16 protein-coding genes are annotated in these 20,271 nt (G+C 66.5%); 8 read left to right on the top strand and 8 right to left on the bottom strand.

The annotated features are described in order from the left end of the window. Positions 1-6 precede the first annotated feature (6 nt). Together IC40_RS0116660 and dosR are read left to right on the top strand one after the other, a co-directional pair. Positions 7-447: a pyridoxamine 5'-phosphate oxidase family protein gene (locus IC40_RS0116660; protein WP_030135838.1), complete on the top strand. Its 441-nt coding sequence runs from the start codon at positions 7-9 to the stop codon at positions 445-447. 13 nt (positions 448-460) lie between these two features. Further along, on the top strand, positions 461-1,135 hold the full coding sequence (gene dosR / locus IC40_RS0116655) for a hypoxia response regulator transcription factor DosR/DevR (RefSeq protein ID WP_030135837.1): 675 nt from the start codon (positions 461-463) through the stop codon (positions 1,133-1,135). Here the strand turns inward: dosR and IC40_RS0116650 are convergent. The 3 genes from IC40_RS0116650 to IC40_RS0116640 all read right to left on the bottom strand — a co-directional run bounded on the left by IC40_RS0116650 (position 1,109) and on the right by IC40_RS0116640 (position 4,472). Continuing rightward, positions 1,109-2,077 carry an Acg family FMN-binding oxidoreductase gene (locus IC40_RS0116650; RefSeq protein ID WP_030135836.1) on the bottom strand — a complete coding sequence of 323 codons (969 nt, stop codon included), beginning with the start codon at positions 2,075-2,077 and terminating at the stop codon, positions 1,109-1,111. The genes dosR and IC40_RS0116650 overlap by 27 nt on opposite strands. Positions 2,078-2,139: 62 nt before the next feature. Beyond that, entirely contained in the window at positions 2,140-3,672 is a 1,533-nt protein-coding gene (locus IC40_RS0116645; protein ID WP_030135835.1) for a molybdopterin-dependent oxidoreductase, read from the bottom strand. A 65-nt stretch (positions 3,673-3,737) separates the two neighbouring features. Next, positions 3,738-4,472 (bottom strand): sulfite exporter TauE/SafE family protein, encoded by a 735-nt coding sequence (locus IC40_RS0116640; protein ID WP_030135834.1) that lies wholly within the window; start codon positions 4,470-4,472, stop codon positions 3,738-3,740. Between the two features lie 215 nt (positions 4,473-4,687). Here IC40_RS0116640 and IC40_RS0116635 point away from each other — a divergent pair, with 215 nt between their 5' ends. Continuing rightward, positions 4,688-5,152, top strand: a complete 465-nt coding sequence (locus IC40_RS0116635) for a 2-isopropylmalate synthase (protein WP_030135833.1) — start codon at positions 4,688-4,690, stop codon at positions 5,150-5,152. Between the two features lie 72 nt (positions 5,153-5,224). Here the strand turns inward: IC40_RS0116635 and IC40_RS0116630 are convergent, their stop codons facing one another. Then, positions 5,225-6,706: a cytochrome P450 gene (locus tag IC40_RS0116630; protein ID WP_030135832.1), complete on the bottom strand. Its 1,482-nt coding sequence runs from the start codon at positions 6,704-6,706 to the stop codon at positions 5,225-5,227. Positions 6,707-6,937: 231 nt separating this feature from the next. Here IC40_RS0116630 and IC40_RS0116625 point away from each other — a divergent pair, with 231 nt between their 5' ends. The 4 genes from IC40_RS0116625 (at position 6,938) to IC40_RS0116610 (ending at position 15,854) form a co-directional block, all read left to right on the top strand. After that, the gene (locus IC40_RS0116625; RefSeq protein ID WP_030135831.1) at positions 6,938-7,582 is read left to right on the top strand and encodes a TetR/AcrR family transcriptional regulator; all 645 of its coding nucleotides are present in this window, start codon (positions 6,938-6,940) and stop codon (positions 7,580-7,582) included. A gap of 28 nt (positions 7,583-7,610) precedes the next feature. Continuing rightward, entirely contained in the window at positions 7,611-8,471 is an 861-nt protein-coding gene (locus IC40_RS0116620; RefSeq protein WP_030135830.1) for an SDR family oxidoreductase, read from the top strand. 181 nt (positions 8,472-8,652) lie between these two features. After that, on the top strand, positions 8,653-14,106 hold the full coding sequence (locus IC40_RS0116615) for a glutamate synthase-related protein (protein ID WP_191293415.1): 5,454 nt from the start codon (positions 8,653-8,655) through the stop codon (positions 14,104-14,106). Beyond that, positions 14,103-15,854 carry a diflavin oxidoreductase gene (locus IC40_RS0116610; protein WP_030135828.1) on the top strand — a complete coding sequence of 584 codons (1,752 nt, stop codon included), beginning with the start codon at positions 14,103-14,105 and terminating at the stop codon, positions 15,852-15,854. The genes IC40_RS0116615 and IC40_RS0116610 overlap by 4 nt, the downstream gene beginning before the upstream one ends. A gap of 39 nt (positions 15,855-15,893) precedes the next feature. Here the strand turns inward: IC40_RS0116610 and IC40_RS28135 are convergent, their stop codons facing one another. Genes IC40_RS28135 through IC40_RS0116590 form a run of 4 tightly spaced genes read right to left on the bottom strand, consistent with a single transcriptional unit; the run spans position 15,894 to position 19,246 of the window. Next, positions 15,894-16,403 carry a hypothetical protein gene (locus tag IC40_RS28135; protein WP_030135827.1) on the bottom strand — a complete coding sequence of 170 codons (510 nt, stop codon included), beginning with the start codon at positions 16,401-16,403 and terminating at the stop codon, positions 15,894-15,896. A 49-nt stretch (positions 16,404-16,452) separates the two neighbouring features. After that, a complete protein-coding gene (locus IC40_RS0116600; RefSeq protein ID WP_030135826.1) occupies positions 16,453-17,607 on the bottom strand; it encodes an AAA family ATPase in 1,155 nt (384 codons plus the stop codon). Then, positions 17,601-18,641: a DNA polymerase IV gene (locus tag IC40_RS0116595; RefSeq protein WP_030135825.1), complete on the bottom strand. Its 1,041-nt coding sequence runs from the start codon at positions 18,639-18,641 to the stop codon at positions 17,601-17,603. The genes IC40_RS0116600 and IC40_RS0116595 overlap by 7 nt, the downstream gene beginning before the upstream one ends. Continuing rightward, complete coding sequence (locus IC40_RS0116590; protein WP_030135824.1) at positions 18,638-19,246, bottom strand: TetR/AcrR family transcriptional regulator; 609 nt, start codon at positions 19,244-19,246, stop codon at positions 18,638-18,640. The genes IC40_RS0116595 and IC40_RS0116590 overlap by 4 nt, the downstream gene beginning before the upstream one ends. Before the next feature lie 88 nt (positions 19,247-19,334). Here IC40_RS0116590 and IC40_RS0116585 point away from each other — a divergent pair, with 88 nt between their 5' ends. Further along, positions 19,335-19,871 (top strand): NAD(P)H-dependent oxidoreductase, encoded by a 537-nt coding sequence (locus IC40_RS0116585; RefSeq protein WP_030135823.1) that lies wholly within the window; start codon positions 19,335-19,337, stop codon positions 19,869-19,871. The last annotated feature ends 400 nt before the right edge of the window (positions 19,872-20,271 follow it).

Here is a 20,271-nt window from a genome sequence, read left to right as displayed (position 1 = left end):
GCCACGATGTCCCACGGCAAGTCCCACGCGCAGCAACTCGACGTCCTCAACCGCAGGCAGTGCCTGGACCGCTTACAACAGGTCCGCGTCGGTCGCCTGGTGTTCACCGAAGACGAGCTTCCGGCGATCCAACCGGTCAACTTCCGCCTGTGGCAGGAGGATGTCGTCATCCGCGTTGCCGGTGGAGCGAAACTGGCCGCCGCTGCCGCCCACCAGGTGGTCGCGTTCGAGGCCGATGAGCTGGATCCGGATCTGCGCAGCGGGTGGAGCGTCACCGTGGTCGGCACCGCGGAGCCGATCACCGCGATCGACGATCTCGTCGACGTCGCAGGCACTTTCGTCGAACCGTGGGTGCAGGGTCGGCGTGACCATTTCATCCGGATCAGGACCGAACGGATCACCGGCAGGCAGATCCTCGATGACACCGGTCCGCACTACCGGCCATGATGGGGTCATGTCCGTGGTGAAGGTGTTTCTGGTCGACGACCATGAGGTCGTCCGGCGTGGACTGATCGATCTGCTCGGCTCCGATCCCGACCTCGAGGTCGTGGGGGAGGCAGGAACGGTCGCCGAGGCGATGGCCCGGATCCCGGCCGCACGGCCCGAGGTCGCCGTGCTCGATGTCCGACTCCCCGATGGCAATGGCATCGAGCTGTGCCGCGATCTGCTCTCCGAGCTCCCGGATCTGCGCTGTCTGATGCTCACCTCGTTCACCTCCGACGAGGCCATGCTCGACGCCATCCTGGCCGGGGCCAGCGGGTACGTGGTCAAGGACATCAAGGGCCTGGAACTGGCCAACGCCATCAAGGAGGTGGGAGCGGGTCGCTCGTTGCTCGACAACCGGGCAGCCGCGGCTCTGATGGCCAACCTGCGCGGTGCCGCCGAGCGTGATGACCCCTTGACCGGGCTGACCGAGCAGGAGCGCACCCTGCTGCACCTGTTGTCCGAGGGGCTCACCAACCGTCAGATTGCGGCCAGGATGTTCCTCGCCGAGAAGACGGTGAAGAACTACGTGTCCAGGCTGCTTGCCAAGCTCGGCATGGAACGCCGCACTCAGGCCGCTGTTTTCGCGTCCAAGTTGGAATGGGGAGAGAGCGGGCGCGGCGGTTCAGGACTGCCACTCGACGACCGCTGAGGTCGGCATCCGCGGGGTGGCGGGCAGCGGGTCGGCGTTGACCGGCGCCCAGCCGATACGCAACAACATCTGTGGATGGCCGTGGTCGCCGAAGACGTCATCGCGCACCGCGCTCCTGGTGGCGTCGATCTCGAGTGGTTCGGTCACCGGGCAGCTGGCCAGGCCGAGCGTCGTCGCGGTCAACAGGACCAGGCTGGTGGCCTCCCCAGCCCGCAACCGCGACAGCGGGTTGTCCGCCTTGGTACCCAGCGCCAGGACGGCGGCGCCGTCCGCGGCTGACCCGGTCTCGGGTTGCGCGAGCATCGGTCCGGCGAATACCCGTCCGGGAAGTGTCGCGCGCGGATCCGAGCGTGGGGTGTTGCGGGCGGGCACGCCGGCAAGTGACGCGTAACGGCCACTCCAGGTGGACAATTCGGCAAGGTACGCGTGATCGGTGGCGTGCTGCCGGACGGCGCGTGCGACGATCTCCTGCAGTTCGGGCAGGCGTTGCACCTGACGCAGCATCACCCCGGCCCGCGCCGCTCGGGCGCCCATCACGGCGATATCGGCGTCCGGCACGTGCCACGGGCTGAACATCCGGCGATCGGTGCGCCGGCACGGGATGGCGGCGGCCAGTGGCACATCGGCGGCGGGGCCGGGACGCATCTGCACGGTCGCCAGCAGATCGGGCTGATCGGGGTCGGGAAAGCGGTGTACCTCGGCCCGCCAGCCCAGCGAGGCCAGCCCGACGATCGCATGGTGCAGCGCGGCTCCGCAGCTGAGCAACAGATCGCGGGAGTCCGGATCAGCTTGGGGCAGAGCGCGATCGGTGTCGGCGAACAGCAGCAACCGGTCCGGCCGGACCTGCCAGCGCCACGGCTGCGAATTGTGGATCGACGGAGCCCTCGTCGCCAGGGACAGCACCGTTTCGATGGTTCGGCGGTCCGGAGTGTTCGGGTCCATGAACCGAGTCTGTCCGCGTGACACCGCCGGCAGTAGTGCCGAAAGTCCTCATCGGCCGGACCTCAGGTCACCGCGAATTCGACGCTGGGCCAACCGGTCGCACCGTCGGGTACGACGCCGGCGATGTCCTCGGTCTGCACCGCCCCGGTGTTGTCGGTGGCGCGCACGGTGATGCGGTGTAGACCGGGCTTCTCGGCCTGCCAGTCGAAGCTCCACAACCGCCAGGTGTCATTCGAGTACGCCGCGCCCAGGGTTGCCTGCTGCCAGGGCCCGTCGTCGATCCGGACCTCGACGGCGCGCACACCGCGGTGCTGGGCCCATGCCACGCCGCCGAACCGGACCGGTCCCGGCGCGACATCCTGGCCGATGCGGGGGACGTCGATCCGTGACTGGGTTTTGATCGGACCCCGCTCGGACCATCCCAGCGGTGTCCAATAGCCCTGCGCCCGGTCGAATCTGGTCAGCTCCAGATCCACGACCCACTTGGTGGCCGAGACGTATCCGTACAGGCCGGGGACGACCAGGCGAGCCGGGTAACCGTGTTCGATGGGCAGTGGTTGTCCGTTCATCGTGATCGCCAGCAGTGAATCGCGATCATCGGTCATGGCCTCGGTGGGCGTGCCCGCGGTGAAACCGTCACTAGAGGTCGACAGCACCATATCGGCGTCGGACTGCACCCCCGCCGCGGCCAGCAGGTCACGCAACCGGTAACCGGTCCAGACTGCGTTGCCGATCAGGTCACCGCCCACCGGATTCGATACACAGGCCAGGGTGACGACCTTTTCGATGAGCTCGAACTTCTCCAGATCGGCGAAGGTGTAGGTCACCTCCCGGTCGACCATGCCATGGATGCGCAATGCCCAGGCGTCGCGGTTGAGTTGGGGGGCCGACAGCGCGGTGTCGATCCGGTAGAAGTCGTCGTTGTCGGTGACGAACTCGGTGACGTCGACGCCGGCCGGCTGTACCTCCGGCGGGATGGGCGGTGCAGGCTGCGCCACCGGCGGCGGTGTGTAGGCCTGTCGGTCGCCTGCGGCCGAGTGCACCCGCCGGGCCCACGCAGATCCGACGGCACTACCCAGCACGCCGAGGCCCAGCAGCCCGAGCGCGGCCAGCGAGAGCCGGCGACCGGGATCGGCGGCAGCCGACTCGTGTGCCGATCCGTCCCGCAGTCGGCCGGAGGTCAGGAAGCGCAGCGCGATGATGCCGGCGAGGCCGCCCACCACCGTCGGCACCATGTCCAGCGGTCGAGCGCCGGCCCGCGACAGGATGGCGACGCAGCCGGCAACGGTGGCCGCGGCGAACATGATGCTGCCGATCGGTATCCGCCGGCGCTCCAGCACACCGGCCAGTGCGGCCAACACGGCGATCGCCACGAGCACCGCGACCGTCAGGAACAGCTTGTCGGCGGTCCCGAAGGTCTGGATCGCCCATTCCTTCACCGGGCCCGGGGTCCGGTCGATGATCGTCGATCCGACCGCCGAGCGGGGATCGGCGGATGCCCCGAGTGGCACCGCGACGAGGGCGCTGACGCCCAGGGTCACCGCGGCAGCGGCGACACCACACAGGACACGCGTTCCGACTGGGATGGATGCCACCAGACCACGCTAGCCGAGCCCGAGTACTACGAGCCTGTGGTGAGTGCGCACCACAGGTCCGGATTTCACCGGTAGGTGTCGTACCCCAACTTGACCGCCAGCGCGATACCGGCGATCGCGATGCCCAGCCGCAGCGGTGTCGCCGGTGCCCGCCGCACCACCACGGGTCCCAGCCGCGCACCGATCAGGCAGCCGACGCCCATGGCGCCCACCGCGGGCCAGTACACCGGTGCGAAGATCACGAAGCCCACGGCGGCAACGGCATTGGCGACCCCCAGCACGACGTTCTTGATGGCGTTGGCCTCGGCCAGGCTTTCGGCACCGGTCCGCAGGAACAGGGCCAGCAGTAGCACCCCCGCGGCGGCGCCGAAGAACCCGCCATAGATGCAGATCAAGGCGACGGCCACCGCCTGGGCCGCGCTGCGAGCGCGGGTAGGTTCGGCCACCGGTCCCTTGCCCCGCGGCAGCGCGATCGCGACCGAGGCGACCATCAGCAGTACCGGGACCGCGTTCTCGAAACCCTCCGCGGGTATCGAGAGCAGCAGCCAGGCGCCGGCGGCACCGCCGAGCACGGCCATCGGCATGAGCCGCAGCAGGCGGTCGCGCTGCCCGGCGAGTTCGGGTAACGAGCCCGCCACCGAACCGATCCCGTTGAAGACCAGGCTGACGGTGTTGGTGACATTGGCCGAGACCGGCGGCAGACCGATCAGCAGCAGGGCGGGATAGGTCGACAACGACGCCAGCCCGGCGATACTGCCGATGAGCCCGCCGCCGATGCCGGCGACGAACAGCAGCACCATCTCCCACCACATCACCCGGCCATCGTCGACCAGAGCGGGCATGTGGCCCAAACCGGGTTGCGCCCACCAGGTCGACGGTCTAACCTCGCTGTCGTGCATCGCATTCTCGTAGTAGCCAGTACCCGCAGCGGGGTCTGATCCAGACCGACCCCCCGCTGTGGGTCGGACGCTACTACCCGTCGGTCGCTCCCTAACGAGTGCGAAGGCCGACACACATGAACTCCACCACCCTGATCGCGAGCCCCCGCTTCGCCGATTTCTTCGACGCCCCGCTTCCGCGCGGACTGCGCGACCTGGCCGCCGAGATGAGCTGGGATGACGTGGCGGAGACCTTCGGCTCCAGTGCCGGACCGGTTCGGTTGTTGGCCTGGGACCGGGCCGACCGGGCATACGGCAGGCACACCCACACCTATACGGCCACCATCGCCGTCGGCGATCGGATCACCGCGTGCACGGCTACCGCCGCGGGTCCCCTCGGTGCGCTGACCGCAATGCTGCACGACTGCGGGATCAGGATCGAGATGCTGAACTTCCACCAGCTGCGGGCCGGCGGCCAGACCGCCACCTTCATCCGTAGCACCGCGGGGGTCGATGCGCAGTGGGCGATCGCCTGGTCGGAATGTCCCCACCAGTCTGCGCTGCGCGCCGTGGTCGCGTCGGCGAACCGGCTGGCCGCCTGACGCGAACGGCCACTTGTCGCACGCGAAATGGCTTGTGGCGTGCGACAAGTGGCCGCTGGGACGCCTACTCGGTCAGAGTGGACGCAGGATGATGGGCATACCGTCCATCGGCACGGGCATTCCCGCGTAGTCCAGCTTGGACTTGTAACCCTGGTAGGGCGGCTCGAGGCGGTACTTGCGCAACAGCCGATGCATGACGGTCTTGATCTCCAGCTGGCCGAAGACCATGCCGATGCACTTGTGCGCGCCGCCGCCGAACGGGGCGAACGCGTAACGGTGCCGCTTGTGCTCGTTGCGGGGTTCGGCGAACCGGCTCGGGTCGAACTTCTCCGGGTCGGTCCACAGCTCGGGCAGGTGGTGGTTGATCGACGGCCAGGTCACGATGCTCGTGCCCGCCGGGATGAAATGGCCGAGCAGATCGGTGTCGCGCACCGTGGAGCGCACGTTGAACGGCAGCGGGGTCACCAGCCGCAGTGATTCATTGATCACCAGGTCATAGGTCTCGAGCTTGTCCAGCGCCTCGATGTCCAGCGGACCGTCGCCGATTCGTTCCGACTCCTCGCGGCAGCGTTCCTGCCACTCGGGGTTGGCGGCCAAGTAGTAGGCCATCGTCGTCAGTGTCGATGTCGAGGTGTCGTGAGCGGCCATCATCAGGAAGATCATGTGATTGACGATGTCCTGGTCACTGAAGGTGTTGCCGTCTTCGTCGGCGGTGTGACACAACACGGTCAGCATGTCGGTGCCGTGCGAGTCGCGCTTCTCCTTGACCCGGGCCTCGAAGTAGTCGTCGAGCACCTTGCGGGCCTGCAGTCCGCGCCACCACTTGAACGGGGGCACCCCAGTGCGGATGATGGCGCCGCCCGCGCGTGTGGTCATGGTGAAGGCGTCGTTGACCTTGGTGACCAGTTCCTTGTCCGAGCCAGGCTCGTGACCCATGAACACCACCGACGCGATATCGAGCGTCAGTTCCTTGACCGCGGGATAGAACAGGAAGCGCGGATCGTTCTCGACCCAGTCGTTGGCGATGACGGCCGACGCGACCTTGTCGATGTGCTCGACGTAACCGGTCAGCCGGGACCGGGTGAAGGCCTCCTGCATGATCCGGCGGTGGAACATGTGCTCCTCGAAATCGAGCATCATCAGACCGCGGTTGAAGAACGGACCGATGACCGGATCCCAGCCCTTCTGCGAGAAATCCTTGTTGCGGTTGGAGAACACCGCCTGGGTCGCGTCCGGGCCCAGTGCCGCGACGCTGGAGAGCGCGGGGGAGTAGGCGTAGTGAACCGGCCCGTACTTCTTGTACACCTCGAGCAGGTATTCCGGACCGGAGCGGAACGTCTCGATCATGTGGCCGAGGATCGGCACGCCCGAGTCACCGAGCACCGGCTTGAGTCCGCTACCGGCCGGCGGCTCGGCCAGCACGAACTGCTTGAAATCGTGATTGCGCAGCCGTTGCTCGACCGCGCCGAGACCGGGCATGTTGTTCAGCGTCGGGGTGAACCGGCGCTTGGCCTGGTCCAGCAGATAGGCCGGCGTGCTGATGGTTGTCGCCATGGACGGAACTCCTTCGTGCGGACAGACCTGTGGTCGACGTCACTTCGTCGACCATCTTCATGTTCGACTTGACGGCTGTCAAGTTTGTGTCCGGCGCGGTCGCCGGTCGGCCTGGCCGGTCCACCACCCCCTTCTTGCGTGGCGGATACCGCGCCGCAGGTGGGGAAGTGTGCCAAGCTTGACAGATGTCAAGTTTTGTTCTGGCGTTGCGCGGTGCAAAGGTTTAAGGCCATGAGCGCCACCCCCGAAGCGCAAACCGAGACCCGCCGCAGCCGCGGAGACCGCCAGCGCGACGCCATCGTCGCCGCGGTGCGCGAGTTGCTGGGCGTCAAACCCTTCGCGGATCTGTCGGTGAGCATGATCAGCGAACGCGCAGGCGTGGCGCGATCGGGCTTCTATTTCTACTTCGACTCCAAGTACGACGTGCTGGCGCTGATCGTGCGGGAGGCGCTCGCCGAGCTGGACGTGCTGACTCATAACTTCGCCCCGCGTGACCCCGGTGAGTCACCGGCGGCGTTCGCCAAGCGGATGGTCGGCAGTGCCGCGGCGGTGTTCGCGACCAACGATCCGATCATGGCGGCCTGCACATCGGCGCAGACCACGGACAAACAGATCGCCGCCATCATGAACGACTTCGAGGACATGGTCATCGACAAGATCGTCGGTGTCGTCGAGGACGAGGTTCGCAAGGGCACCCGGCCGATCTCGGACGACATCCCCGCATTGGTCCGGATGCTCACCGCCACCACGGCGATGACGTTGTCCAACGATGCCGCCTTCGTCGGCCGCGGCACCGATCCCGCCCGGGCGGTCGACGTACTGGAACGCCTCTGGCTCAACGCACTGTGGGGAACCGCGGCGTCCTGGGACGAGTGACCAACCCACCCTGGGTAGTGTCGGACAGATGGGTCAACCAGAGTCTTTTGCCGGAAAACGGGTTCTGTTGACCGGCGCGGCCAGCGGTATCGGCCGCGCCACCGCGCTCAAGCTCGCCGAACTCGGTGCCGAGCTGTATCTGACCGACCGCGACGCAGAGGGACTGGACATCGTCGTCTCCGACGCCGAGGCGCTCGGCGCCACCGTGGCCGCCCACCGGGCCCTGGACGTGTCTGATTTCGAAGCCGTCAGCGCCTTCGCCGACGATGTCCATGCCGCCAACGGCGCACTGGACATCGTCATGAACATCGCAGGCATCTCCGCGTGGGGCACGGTGTCGACACTTTCCCATCAGCACTGGAAGTCGATGATCGACGTGAACCTGATGGGCCCGATCCACGTGATCGAAACGTTCCTGCCGCCGATGGTCGCCGCGGGCCGGGGCGGTCATCTGGTGAACGTGTCCTCGGCGGCGGGCATCGTCGCATTGCCGTGGCATGCCGCCTACAGCGCCAGTAAGTACGGTCTGCGCGGGCTGTCCGAGGTGTTGCGCTTCGACCTGGCCCGGCACCGGATCGGGGTGTCGGTCGTGGTGCCCGGCGCGGTCAAGACCGGACTGGTCCAGACCGTGCAGATCGCCGGGGTCGATCGCGAGGATCCGCGGGTGGCCAAGTGGGTCGACCGATTCGCCGGGCATGCCGTGTCCCCTGAACATGCGGCCGACAAGATCCTGGCCGGGGTGCAGCGCAACCGGTTCCTGATCTACACCTCCGCCGATATTCGCGCCCTGTACGCCTTCAAGCGGGTGGCGTGGTGGCCGTACAGCGTGGCGATGCGACAGGTCAACGTTCTGTTCACCCGCGCGCTGCGTCCCAAACCACGCACCTGACGGTTTCTGCCGTTGGAAATATCACACCCCTGGGAACGGCGCTACCAGGGGTTTTAGGTTAGGCTAAGTCATTTGCGCGCGCCGGAGCCTGCGGTAATCGAAGGCCTCGTGCGGGACGGCTCAACGTCGAGAGGCCCACGCGGTGCGCAGGGTCGTTTGCGTCGCCAGAGGAGATCGCCGGTTGTCGGGACTTTTTGATCCGAATCAGGAAAAGAGCAGTTGTGGCGTCGGGTTCCTGACGCGTAAAGATGGCCGTCAAACCCATGAGGTCATCCAGAAGTTGCACGAGGCGTTGTGCGCGGTCCCGCACCGCGGCGGCATGTCCTCCGAAGGCGTCGGCGACGGTGCGGGGGTCAACCTGGATCTCTCGCTGCGGTTCTTCCGCGAGGTCACCGATCGGCCGGACCTGGAGCCCGGCCAGTTCGGAGTCGGCAACTTCTTCCTGCCCAACGACGCGGCCTCCCACGGCGAGGCCGAAGCGGTGATCGAGCGCACGCTGCGCGAGCACGGGTTCGACATCATCGCCAAACGTGATGTGCCGGTGGACAACACCGCAATCCGACCGGCGGCGGTCACCTATCAGCTACCCATCCGGCAGTGGGTGTTCACCGCCGACACGAGTGCGCACTTCGACCGCAGAATCCACGACGCCCTGATGGATATCGAGGCCGTCGCCTATACCGAACCCTCGTTGTTGGGTTTGTACCCGCTCTCGATCAGTGCCCGTACCCAGGTGCTCAAGGGCCGATTGAACTCCAATGAGGTCGTCCCGTACTTCAGCGACCTGTCGGACCCGCGGATGGAAGTGCATTCGATGTTCTTCCACACCCGGTTCTCGACCAATACGGTCCCCAATGCCACGATGGCGCAACCGTTCCGGTTGATGGCCCACAACGGCGAGCTCAACACCGACAAGAAGAACCGGTTGTCCGACAATGCCGTCGCCCGGGCCCGCAACCGTGCGATCGTGCGGCCGGTCGGCCAGTCCGACAGCTGCCGGTTGGACCAGACGCTGCAGAACCGAGTGCTCGAGGACGAGCTGGACCTGATCACCGCGGTGGTGGCCATGATGCCGCCGGCCTGGGAGAACGACGAGACGCTGTCCCCGCAGGTGCGGGCGATGCTGGAGTTCTTCAGCCTCTATGAAGAGAAGAACGACGGGCCGGCGGCGCTGATCTTCGGCGACGGCACATACATCGGTGCGCGCCTGGACCGGCTGGGCCTGCGCCCGTTGCGCTCGGTGGAGACCGCCGAGTATCTCGGGGTCATGTCCGAGGCCGGTCAGGTCTACTTCCCGCCCGAGGAGGTGATCAAACGCGGGCGCATCGAGGCCGGCGGAATGTTGTACTACGACCACCGTGAACGCCGGTCCTACGGCACCGTCGAAGCGCTGGAAAAGCTTGCCCGACAGCATGATTACCAGAGCATGCTGGACGAGGCGCGGGTGAATCTGGCCGATCTGCCCGCGGTCCCCCCGGAAGGTCAACTCTCCCCGGCCCGGTACAACGGCGATCTGTCCAGACATCAGCGCTATGTGGCGTACTCGTTGAACCAGGAGAGCTTCAAATTCCTGATGGATCCGATGCTGGCCACCGGCCAGGAGAAGATCTCGGCAATGGGGTACGGCGCAGCCATCAACGCGCTGTCCAATCACGAGGGTGGTATCGCCCGCTACTTCACCCAGCGGTTCGCCCAGGTGACCAACCCGCCGCTGGACAGCATCCGCGAAGCCGACGGGATGACGTTGCGGGTGGCACTCGGCGCCAAGCCCAACAGCGGCGGCAAGGCCGCGCCGCAGATCGTGGTGCCGACGCCGATCCTGACGCATCTGGAGATGCTCAAGATCCGGGACCAGAAGCACACCCCCGTCGAGCGGTTCGGCATGTTCTACCGGATCGACCTGGACGATTCGGAAGCCAACGCCCAGGCTCTGGTCCGCGGTATCGACAAGCTGTGTGACGAGGTCGAGGAGTTCGCACGGGAGACCGGCGGTATCGCCGTCATCTCCGACCGGCACGTGGAAAGCGGTATGGCCGCAATACCGTTGATCATCGCGGTGTCGGCGATCAACCAGCGGCTCATCGAGGAGGGTATGCGGCTGCGGGTGTCGGTGATCGCCGAGAGCGGGCAGATCTGCTCATCGCATCACGTCGCCACCGCGCTGGGCTTCGGTGCCTCCGCGGTATATCCGCTGGGCGTCCAGATGCGCGCCGAGGAGAAGTTCGGGCCCGACGAGACCCAGGTTGCCGCGGCGTTCAAGCGGTTCGCCAAGGCCGCCGAGAAGTCGCTGATGAAGACCATGGGCCGGGTCGGCCTGTGTACCGTCGAAAGCTATATCGGCGGCGAGTTCTTCGAGCCCAGCTACCTCGATACCGGCGAGCCGGTGCTGCGCAGATACTTCCCCAATGTGGTGTCCCCGGTCGGCGGTGTCGGGTTCTCCACGCTGGCCGAGACATCGGCCGAATGGCATGCCCGCGCGCTGGCCGTCACCGGGGAGAAGGACGTCCCGCTGCTCGGCTTGTTCAAGGAACGTGCCGAGGGCGCGGGACACTCCTACGGGACGACCGCGGTGCGCGGATTCGTGGACATGACGGAGGAGGAGATCTCCTTCGGCGACGATGCCCGCCCCGAGAATCCGGACATGGCCGATCCGCTGTACCTGCGTCGACTGCCACTGCACCAGCTCGAGGGTGCTTTCGGCCTGGACGACGAGGCATACCGCAACAACAGCTTCGAGGAGATGTCGCCGCGCGCGATCAACAACTTCGACATCACGCCGGGCTACCGCAACTTCGTCATGGCGATGAACACCGAGCGTGCCCGGCGCCCCGCGGCGCTGCGCGACGTGCTGGCCTTCCCGGCCGACGTCAACTTCCTGCACACCGCCGACGAATTCCGCTCCGAGATGGGTCAATTCGCCCTGTGGGGTAACAACGGTTACCTGGTGCGCGGGCTGGCGATCTCGCAGACCGGCGATGAGTTCACCCTCAGGCTGGCCCATTCGGCGGGCCGGCTCACCGAGTTGGCGCAGTCGTTGCGGCAGCGGTTCGGCACGCAGATCGTCGACTACGACATCGTCGGTGATCGGTTGTGGCTACGGGCATCCGGCGATGCGCTGCACTACCTGTCCCTGGTGCGCACGGCACCGGACTCGATCCCGTTGTCCTCGGTGCAGCCCGCCGACGAGATCGCGGCCACATTGGCCTCCGGGGCGATGAGCCACGGTGCACTGGTGGCCGCCGCGCACGAAGCGGTCGCACACGGCACCAACATGGTCGGTGGTCTGTCCAACTGCGGTGAGGGTGGTGAGCACATCACCCGCTACGGCACCATCCGTGGATCGCGGATCAAGCAGTTCGCCTCCGGCCGGTTCGGCGTATGGGCCGGCTACCTCGCCGACCCGATGCTGCGTGAGTTGGAGATAAAAATCGGACAGGGCGCCAAACCCGGGGAGGGCGGCCAGCTTCCGGCGCCGAAGGTGACCGTCCAGATCGCCGCGGCACGTGGCGGAACACCGGGGGTCGAGTTGGTGTCCCCGCCACCGCATCACGACACCTATTCCATCGAGGACCTCGCCCAGCTGATCCACGATTGCAAGGCCGCGCGAGTCCGGGTGATCGTGAAGTTGGTCAGCTCCGAGGGAATCGGGATCATCGCCGCCGGCGTCGCCAAGGCCGGTGCCGACGTCATCAACGTCGCGGGTAACACCGGTGGCACCGGTGCTGCGGCCGTCACCAGCCTGAAGTACGCCGGCCGGTCGGCCGAGATCGGCGTCGCCGAAGTGCATCAGGCCCTGGTGGCCAACGGTATTCGGCAGAAGGTCGTGCTGCGTGCGTCGGGCGCTCACCAGACCGCCAGCGACGTGGTCAAATCGGCACTGCTGGGTGCTGACAGCTATGAGTTCGGTACCACCGCCCTGATGATGCTCAAGTGTGTGATGGCCAAGAACTGCAACATCAAGTGTCCGGCCGGTCTGACCACGAATTCCGAAGCATTCGAGGGTGATCCACGCGCCTTGGCGCAATACCTGCTCAACATCTCCCACGAGGTACGCGAGATTCTGGCCATGCTCGGCCTGCAGTCGCTGCGCCACGCGCGGGGGAGAAGCGACCTGCTGCACCTGCTGGATCACCCGTCCAGCATCGGCAAGCTGGATCTGCGGGCCATGCTCTCGGTCGCCGAGGGTTTCGTGCCCGACGACCCGATCTACATGGAGAAGGACTACGCCGTCGACGACGCCTTCCTGGCCCAACTCGACCTCGATGGCGTGGCGATGGCTCCGGTGACGCTGACCAACGGCAACAAGAGCGTGGGTGGCCAGCTCGCCATCGACATCGAGCGGATGCTGAACCATCCGGGACCATCCGGGCCGCTCGACGGGCGGGCGGTGGCGGTCGACGCACGTGGGCGCCGGTTTCTCACACCCGACAGCGTGCTGATCACCACCGACGGTTCGGCCGGTCAGAGTTACGGTGCCTTCTGCAACGACGGTATGACGATGTCGCACACCGGAACCTGCAACGACGGGGTCGGCAAGAGCCAGTGCGGCGGCACGATCACCGTCCACTCGCCCGGCGGGGGATCGCAGCTGCCGGGTGGCAATGTGTTGATCGGTAACTTCGCACTGTTCGGCGCCTCGGGCGGACGGCTCTTCGTGGCCGGTGAGGCCGGTGACCGGTTCGCCGTCCGTAACTCCGGCGCCACCGCTGTGGTGGAGGGTGTCGGTGAGTTCCTCTGCGAGTACATGACCAACGGTGCGGTGTTCAACATCGGGGGCTTCGGCAAGGGTGTTGCCAACGGCATGAGCGGCGGCTTCCTCTACCAATACGATCCGACGGGTGCGCTGGCGGCCAAGGTGAGTGCCGACTCGGTCCTGATCGCGCCATTGACCGAGGCGCCCTTCCACGAGGTTGCCGCCAAGACGATGCTGCAGTGGCACGTCGAGGCGACCGGGTCGGCAAAGGCCGCTGCGCTCCTTGCCGATTGGGACGCCACCAGGGAACACGTGAAGTATGCGATGCCGCGGGCGCTGCTGCAGTACCAGGACGCCGACGCGATACTCGCGGCCAAGACCCGTAAGGAACTGCTCGACGAACTGGCCTCGGCTCTCGCCGGTCATCAGGTCGCCAAGTTCAAGCGGTCGTATCGGGACGGTGAGATGGTGCTCTGGGGCGCGGTGCCCGGCTACGGGGACACCGACACCGAAGAGATGTACGCGCTGTTGAACACCTACACCGTGCTCAATCTCGCACAGCAACTGGCGCTGACCCGGTTGCCAGGGGTGACCGACGTTGCCGACCCCGCGGTCGGCGGTGCCGTCCGCAATCTGGTCTTGACGGAGGACTTCTTCCTGATCCAGAAACTGCAGCGGTACGCCCGCGAGGCCATCGACGGATTCAGCGATGAGGACCTGGCCGTGTTGATCGCCAACAAGCGGATCGCCGACTACAAGGATGCGCTCTCGCAGCGCAACGTGCTGTCGATGGACAGCCTCGGCACCTACGGCTGGATCCTGTTCCAGAGTGCCAAGAATGTCGAGCGGATCGGGCGGCTGCCCTCCTTCGAGGAACTGTTTGCCGCCCAATCGGTTCCGGATGTCGTGGCCTCATTGACCTCTTTGGAGAGCGCTTCGTGAAGATTGCCTACATTCCCCAGGACGCCCCGTTCAACGAGGATCAGCGGGCTTGGCTGTCGGGATTCCTGGCGGGACTGCATTCGCGGTTGGCCATGAACATGGTCCCGCCGCCGGCGGCGGTGGCCGATGTGCCTGCCGCCCGCCCGGCGCTGCGGATTCTCTACGGTACGCAGACCGGTAACGCCGAGGGCGTGGCCAATGATGCTGCCGCCGCGGCCAAGTTGCAGGGTTTCGACGTGAAGGTCAGCGGTCTGGACGAGATCGAACTCGACGAGTTCGCCGGGTGCAAGTACGTACTGATCGTCACGTCGACCTACGGTGAGGGCGAGATGCCCGACAACGCCGAACTCTTCTGGGAGGCGCTGTCGGCCACGACGGCCCCCCGCCTGGAGGGTGTGTCCTACGGCGTACTCGCCCTCGGCGACACCAGCTATGACGAGTTCTGCCAGGCGGGCAAGCTGTTCGACATCCGTTTGGAACAGCTCGGCGCCACCCGCGTGGTCACCCGCACCGATTGCGATGTCGAATACGAGGCGCACGCCGCCGAATGGATCCAGGGCGCGCTCACCGCGCTGGTGCCGACATCCGGAGCCAGCGGAACCCCGAGCACCCCGCCGCCGAGCGCGGTGGCCCGGTCGGGATGGACGCGCAAGAACCCGTTCGTGGCCGATATCGCGGTCAACCGGCTGCTGTCCGGGCCGGGGTCGGGCAAGGAGATCCGGCATATCGAGTTCGCGCTTGCCGACAGCGGAATCGAATACGAGGCGGGTGACGCGTTGGCGGTCATCCCGGAGAACGATCCGGCCCTGGTGGAGGCCATCGCCGATCACTTCCGGGTGTCCCCGGAAACGCTGGTCGACGACCGCCCGCTCGGTGAACTGCTCGGTCGCCGCTACGAGATCAGTGCTCCGTCGAAGGATCTGCTCGGTGAGGTCGAGAAGCGTGCCGATAACGAGGAGCTGTCCCATGTGCTGCGCGGTGGCGTCAAGGAGACCCTGGAGCGCTGGCTGTACGGCAAGGACATCCTGGATGTCCTGCGGATCGCCGGAGACGACCTGAGCCTGGAGGAGTTCATCGGGTTGCTCAAACCGCTTGCCCACCGGGCCTATTCGATATCGTCGAGTGCGCTGGCACATCCAGACCGGATTCATCTGACCGTCGCCGCGGTGCGCTACCAGGGCAACGGCCGCGCCCGTGGCGGCGTGTGCTCGACGTTCCTCGCCGACCGGGCCGGCACGGCGAAAATCTTCCTGCAGCCCAACAAGTCGTTCCGGGTGCCGGGCGACGGTGACACGCCGATGATCATGGTCGGCCCCGGCACCGGGGTGGCGCCGTTCCGGGCCTTCCTACAGGAACGCGAACACAGCGGCGCGACCGGTCGAAACTGGCTGTTCTTCGGTGATCAGCACCGCGCCCACGATTTCGCCTACGAGGCCGAACTGTTCGGCTGGCAGTCCAGCGGCCTGTTGACCCGCCTGGATCTCGCCTTCTCGCGCGATCCCGGCCCCAAGGTCGGCGAGAAAACATACGTGCAGCACCGGATGGTCGAACACGGTGCCGACGTGTACGCCTGGCTCGAAGAGGGTGGCCACTTCTATGTCTGCGGTGACGCGACCCGGATGGCCAAGGATGTCGACAAGGCGCTGCACGAGATCGTCGCCATCCACGGTGCGATGAGCGCCGACGCCGCCACCGAGTACGTGAATTCGCTCAAGCGCGAGAAGCGCTACGTCCGCGACGTGTACTGACCCCGAGCCGACGGGTCCCGCCTGTCCGGCGGCGACAGGTCAGGGCGGGGACAGTTCGCCGCCGGGCGGCGGTGCGAAATCGGTCACGGTCTGCGTCTCGGTCCGGGTTTCGGTGACCGTGCTCGGTGGGACCGTCGTCGTGGTGGTGGTCGTGCTCGGCGTGGTCGTGGTGGTGGTGGTCGTCGTCGTGGTTGTGGTGGTCGTCGTGGGATCGGTCGTCGACGTGGTGGTGGCCGTCGTGGGCGGCACCGTCTCGGTGATCGTGCCGGGCGCGACCGGAGCGCCGTCCGTGGTCGTGGTGGTGCTGGTGGTGGTCGTCGCCGGGCCGGAATCGGAGTCGTCGGAGGACACGGCACTGAAGATCCCGTACCCGGCCAGCGCCAGGATCGCGGCGGTGACCGCACCGAGGCCGACAAGGGCCGCCGGCTTCTGGTACCAGGGCTGTGCCGGTTCGGCGGGGGCATACGGGTCGGCCAGCTCGCTGTAGTCGGCGTACAGGGTGGGATCGTCGTGCGGGTACTCGTTCGGGTCGCCCGGGCGCTCGTTCATGAGTGTCGATGGTAGGTGGTCGAACGTGGGTGATGGTGCCGATGTCCGGTCAGCGCTTACCCCAGTCCCATGCCGGAGCGGTCAGCATGGTTTGGCCCTCGATGAGGGTCTCACCCCATTCCTTGACCAGTTCCACGGTCAGTGCGCCATTTGCACCGAGCCGCTCACGCATGACGGTCGAGTGCGTGACGACGATGACCTGGGTGGCCGCCGCAGCGGTGTTGATCATGCCGACCAGAGCGGGGATCAGGTCCGGGTGCAGGGAGGTTTCGGGCTCGTTGAGCACCATCAGCGACGGAGGTCGGGGGCTCAGCAGCGCCGCGGCCCACAACAGGAACCGCAACGTGCCGTCGGAGAGCTCCGCGGCCCGAAGCGGGCGCAGCATTCCGCGCTGATGGAGTTGTAATTCGAATAGTCCGTCGTTGGCGACCACCGATACGCCTGCGCCGTCGAAGGCATCGGCTATGGCGCCCTGCAGCTTTCCGTCGCCGAGCTCGATGATCGTCTGCAGCGCGGCGGCCAGGTCGGCACCGTCGTCGGCGAGCACCGGGGTCCGGGTGCCCACCCTGGGTTGACGGGCCGGTGCATCGGCATCGGAGCGAAAGCCGTCGTAGAAACGCCAGTCGCGCAGGCGGTTGCGGACGGCGTTGATTTCGGGAAGTGCCCCTGCGTATTCGGCGAGGACGCTGCGGTACAGCGGCAACGCGCGGGACAGATCGGTGAATCCGCGCCCGGTCTCGTCGGCGACGTCGGCGTGGGGGCCGTTGCGGCGGAGCAGCATCGCTGATGGCCGCAGGCGTGGTCCGGCGAAGATGGCCTCGCGTTTGATCTCCGGATCGCGGCCGAACAGTGAGGCCGGCCCCGCGTGCTGAGGCATCCCGAGATCGACCAGGTAGACGAATTCGTCTGAGGCGAAACCGAGTTCCAGCGATACCGGGCGGGTACGCACGGTGCCCTGGGTGGTTCCGGTGCGACGCGCACCGGAGGTCTGTTCGGGTCCGGCCCACAGCGCCGATTGCAGGCCTCCTTCGCGGGCCAGCGAGGCGATGACCTCCCCGCGGCCGCAGTCTGCGAGCAACATGAGGGCTCGGTAGAGCGAGGATTTACCGGTGCCGTTTGCGCCGGTGATGACGGTCAGCTGTTCCAGCGGCAACAGGACTTCGCGCAGTGAGCGGTAGCCGCGGATCGCGATCGTGTTCAGCATGGCATCTCCAGTTCCAAGCGGACACCGAGCAATCGGATGGGCCGGTCCAGATCGAATTCGTCGAGCAGCGCCGTTGCCACACGCTGGATCTGCACAGGGTCGTTGCCCGGTGCGGGGAGTTTGCGGATCTTGGTGCGGGTGAAGAAGGTGGCGGTGCGCACGGTGACGGCCACGCGGGTGACGGTTCGACCGTCGGCGCTGACCTCCGCCAGGGTCCTGGACGCCAGATCGATGAGGGCCGAGTCCATATCGGCCCGATCGGTCAGATCCTGTGTGAAGGTGACGGCGTGGCTCCGTGACCGTGGCACCCAGTCCTGTGCGCTGACCTCGGTGTCGCCACCGCCCTTGGCCAGCAGCAGCAGTTGCAGGCCGGTGCTGGGCCCGAAGGCCGCTGTGAGGACTGTGGCATCGGTGGCGGCCAGATCCGCGACGGTCGATATCCCCATGGCGGCAAGCTTTCTGGCGGTCTTTGGTCCGACGCCCCATAGTGCGTCGACGGGTCGGTCGCCCATCTGCGCCATCCAGTTCGCCGCGGTGAGTGCGTATACACCATCGGGTTTGGCGAAACCGGTGGCGACCTTCGCCCGCTGTTTGTTGTCGCTGATCCCCACCGAACACCGCAGCCCGGTCTCGGCGGCGACGACGGTCCGGATGCGTTCGGCGAGGTCGAACGGATCGGCCACATCGGCACCCAGGTAGGCCTCGTCCCAACCCCAGACCTCCAGTGGATGACCGAGATCGCGTAGCAGACCCATCACCTGTTCGGAGGCGGCATCGTAGGCCTGGGGATCCGAGGGCAGAAATGTCGCCTCGGGGCATTTGCGGGCCGCCGCACGAAGCGGCATGCCGGCATGTACGCCGAACTCCCGCGCCTCGTAAGAGGCACAGGTCACCACCTTTCGGGGCTCGTGCGGGTCACCGCTTCCACCGACGATCACCGGCCTGCCGACGAGTTCGGGATGGCGACGCAGTTCCACCGAGGCCAGGAACTGGTCGAGGTCTATGTGAAGGATCCAGCGCAGGTCCGTCGTCACGTGCCGCAGAGTTTGCGAGCGACATCGTCCCAGCCGGCGGCGAGTTGCTCGAGTGACTTGCCGCGGTCTGTCATCTCGTGGGCAACTCGGTCGGCGTCGAGCAGAGCGATCAGCGCATCGGTTTGCGCATCGAGATCGCCTGTCGTGCCGGCAGATTCGAGCAGCATCCGGATATGGCTGCGGTGTAGGGTTGCCGGCGAGTTGTAACGGGTATGGGGATCGCGTGCGGCATCGGAAAGCAGCGCCTGGTGGGTGTGGACGAAGCGCAATCGGCTGTGCCCGTAGGCCTGTAGCCGTTCCAACGGCGGTGCACCGGGCCCCAGCGGGGGAGGGCCGAACATGAATGCCTGTTGCTCGGCGATCTCGTCCTCGTCGAGCAGCACGATCATCAAGCCGGATCTGCTGCCGAAACGACGGAACAGGGTGCCCTTGCCGACTCCGGCGGCCGCGGCGACATCGTCCATCGACACGGCGTCGGCCCCGCGCTCGGCGATCAGGCGGCGCGCGGCATCCAGGAGCAGGGCGCGGTTGCGTGCCGCGTCGCCGCGCTCGGCCGGGACGGCGGACGAGAGCGGCAGCACGGTGAGAGGTTCGGGTGCGCCCACACCTGCACTTTAACTCAGCCGGAATTATTCGGACCGCGGTCCGGTTATCCTGTGCAAGGATCACCCGACGACGGAAGGAACCTCGAACATGACCACCGTGCTGGTACTCATCGGAAGCCTGCGGAAGGCGTCGATCAACAGGCAGCTCGCCGAGCTCGCCGTCGAATCCGCGCCCGAGGGCGTGACGCTGCAGCTCTTCGACCGACTGGGCGAGCTGCCGTTCTACGACGAAGACATCGACAACGACGATGTGGCCGAGCCGGTGCGGGCGCTCCGCGAGGCCGCCGGTGCCGCGGATGCCGCGCTGGTGGTCACCCCGGAGTACAACGGATCGATCCCCGGTGTGCTCAAGAACGCCATCGACTGGCTGTCGCGTCCGTATGGCAGTGGAGCTCTGCAGGGCAAGCCGTTCGCCGTGATCGGCACCGCATTGGGTCAGTACGGCGGCGTCTGGGCGCACGACGAGACCCGCAAGTCGTTGGCGATCGCCGGGCCGCGGGCGGTCGATGACCTCAAGCTGTCGATCCCGTCGGCAACCCTCGACGGTAAGCATCCGCGCGAGCATGCCGAGGTCGCCGGTCAAGTACGCGAGGTGGTCGGCAAACTGGTCGCCGAGGTCGGCTGAACCGATTTGACAAGAACCGCCCGGGAGCGTTGCTCCCGGGCGGTTCTGTCATTCCGACGACCGCATGGCGGGGGCATGGTTGTCGGACCCCGCCGATAGAGTGCGACACACCCCCGGATGTGATCTGCGACACGCCGGTCGATGACGCGCCCTGGGGCTTACGACCTGGGAATTTCACGAATGTTGTTCAGAACATCTTGTATCTCTTCGGTTTGTCGGACACTAGGTGTAGTGTCTGACGGACCGCGAGGCCCCAACGCCACAGGGGCGCGGCGGAGCGAGATCCAGCCGGTACCGGTCACGCCGGGCACCACGGATCCAGCTCCGGGGGAACCGGAATTTCCGGGCCCTCCGGACCGCTGAATTGAAGTGAATTACATAACCAGAGCAGTTGCCCGTC

The organism is Mycolicibacterium neoaurum ATCC 25795 (assembly GCF_000691525.1).
Taxonomy (GTDB): domain Bacteria; phylum Actinomycetota; class Actinomycetes; order Mycobacteriales; family Mycobacteriaceae; genus Mycobacterium; species Mycobacterium neoaurum.
The sequence above is the reverse complement of the archived record's forward strand: the minus strand, read 5'-3'. Positions and strand labels throughout refer to the sequence as shown.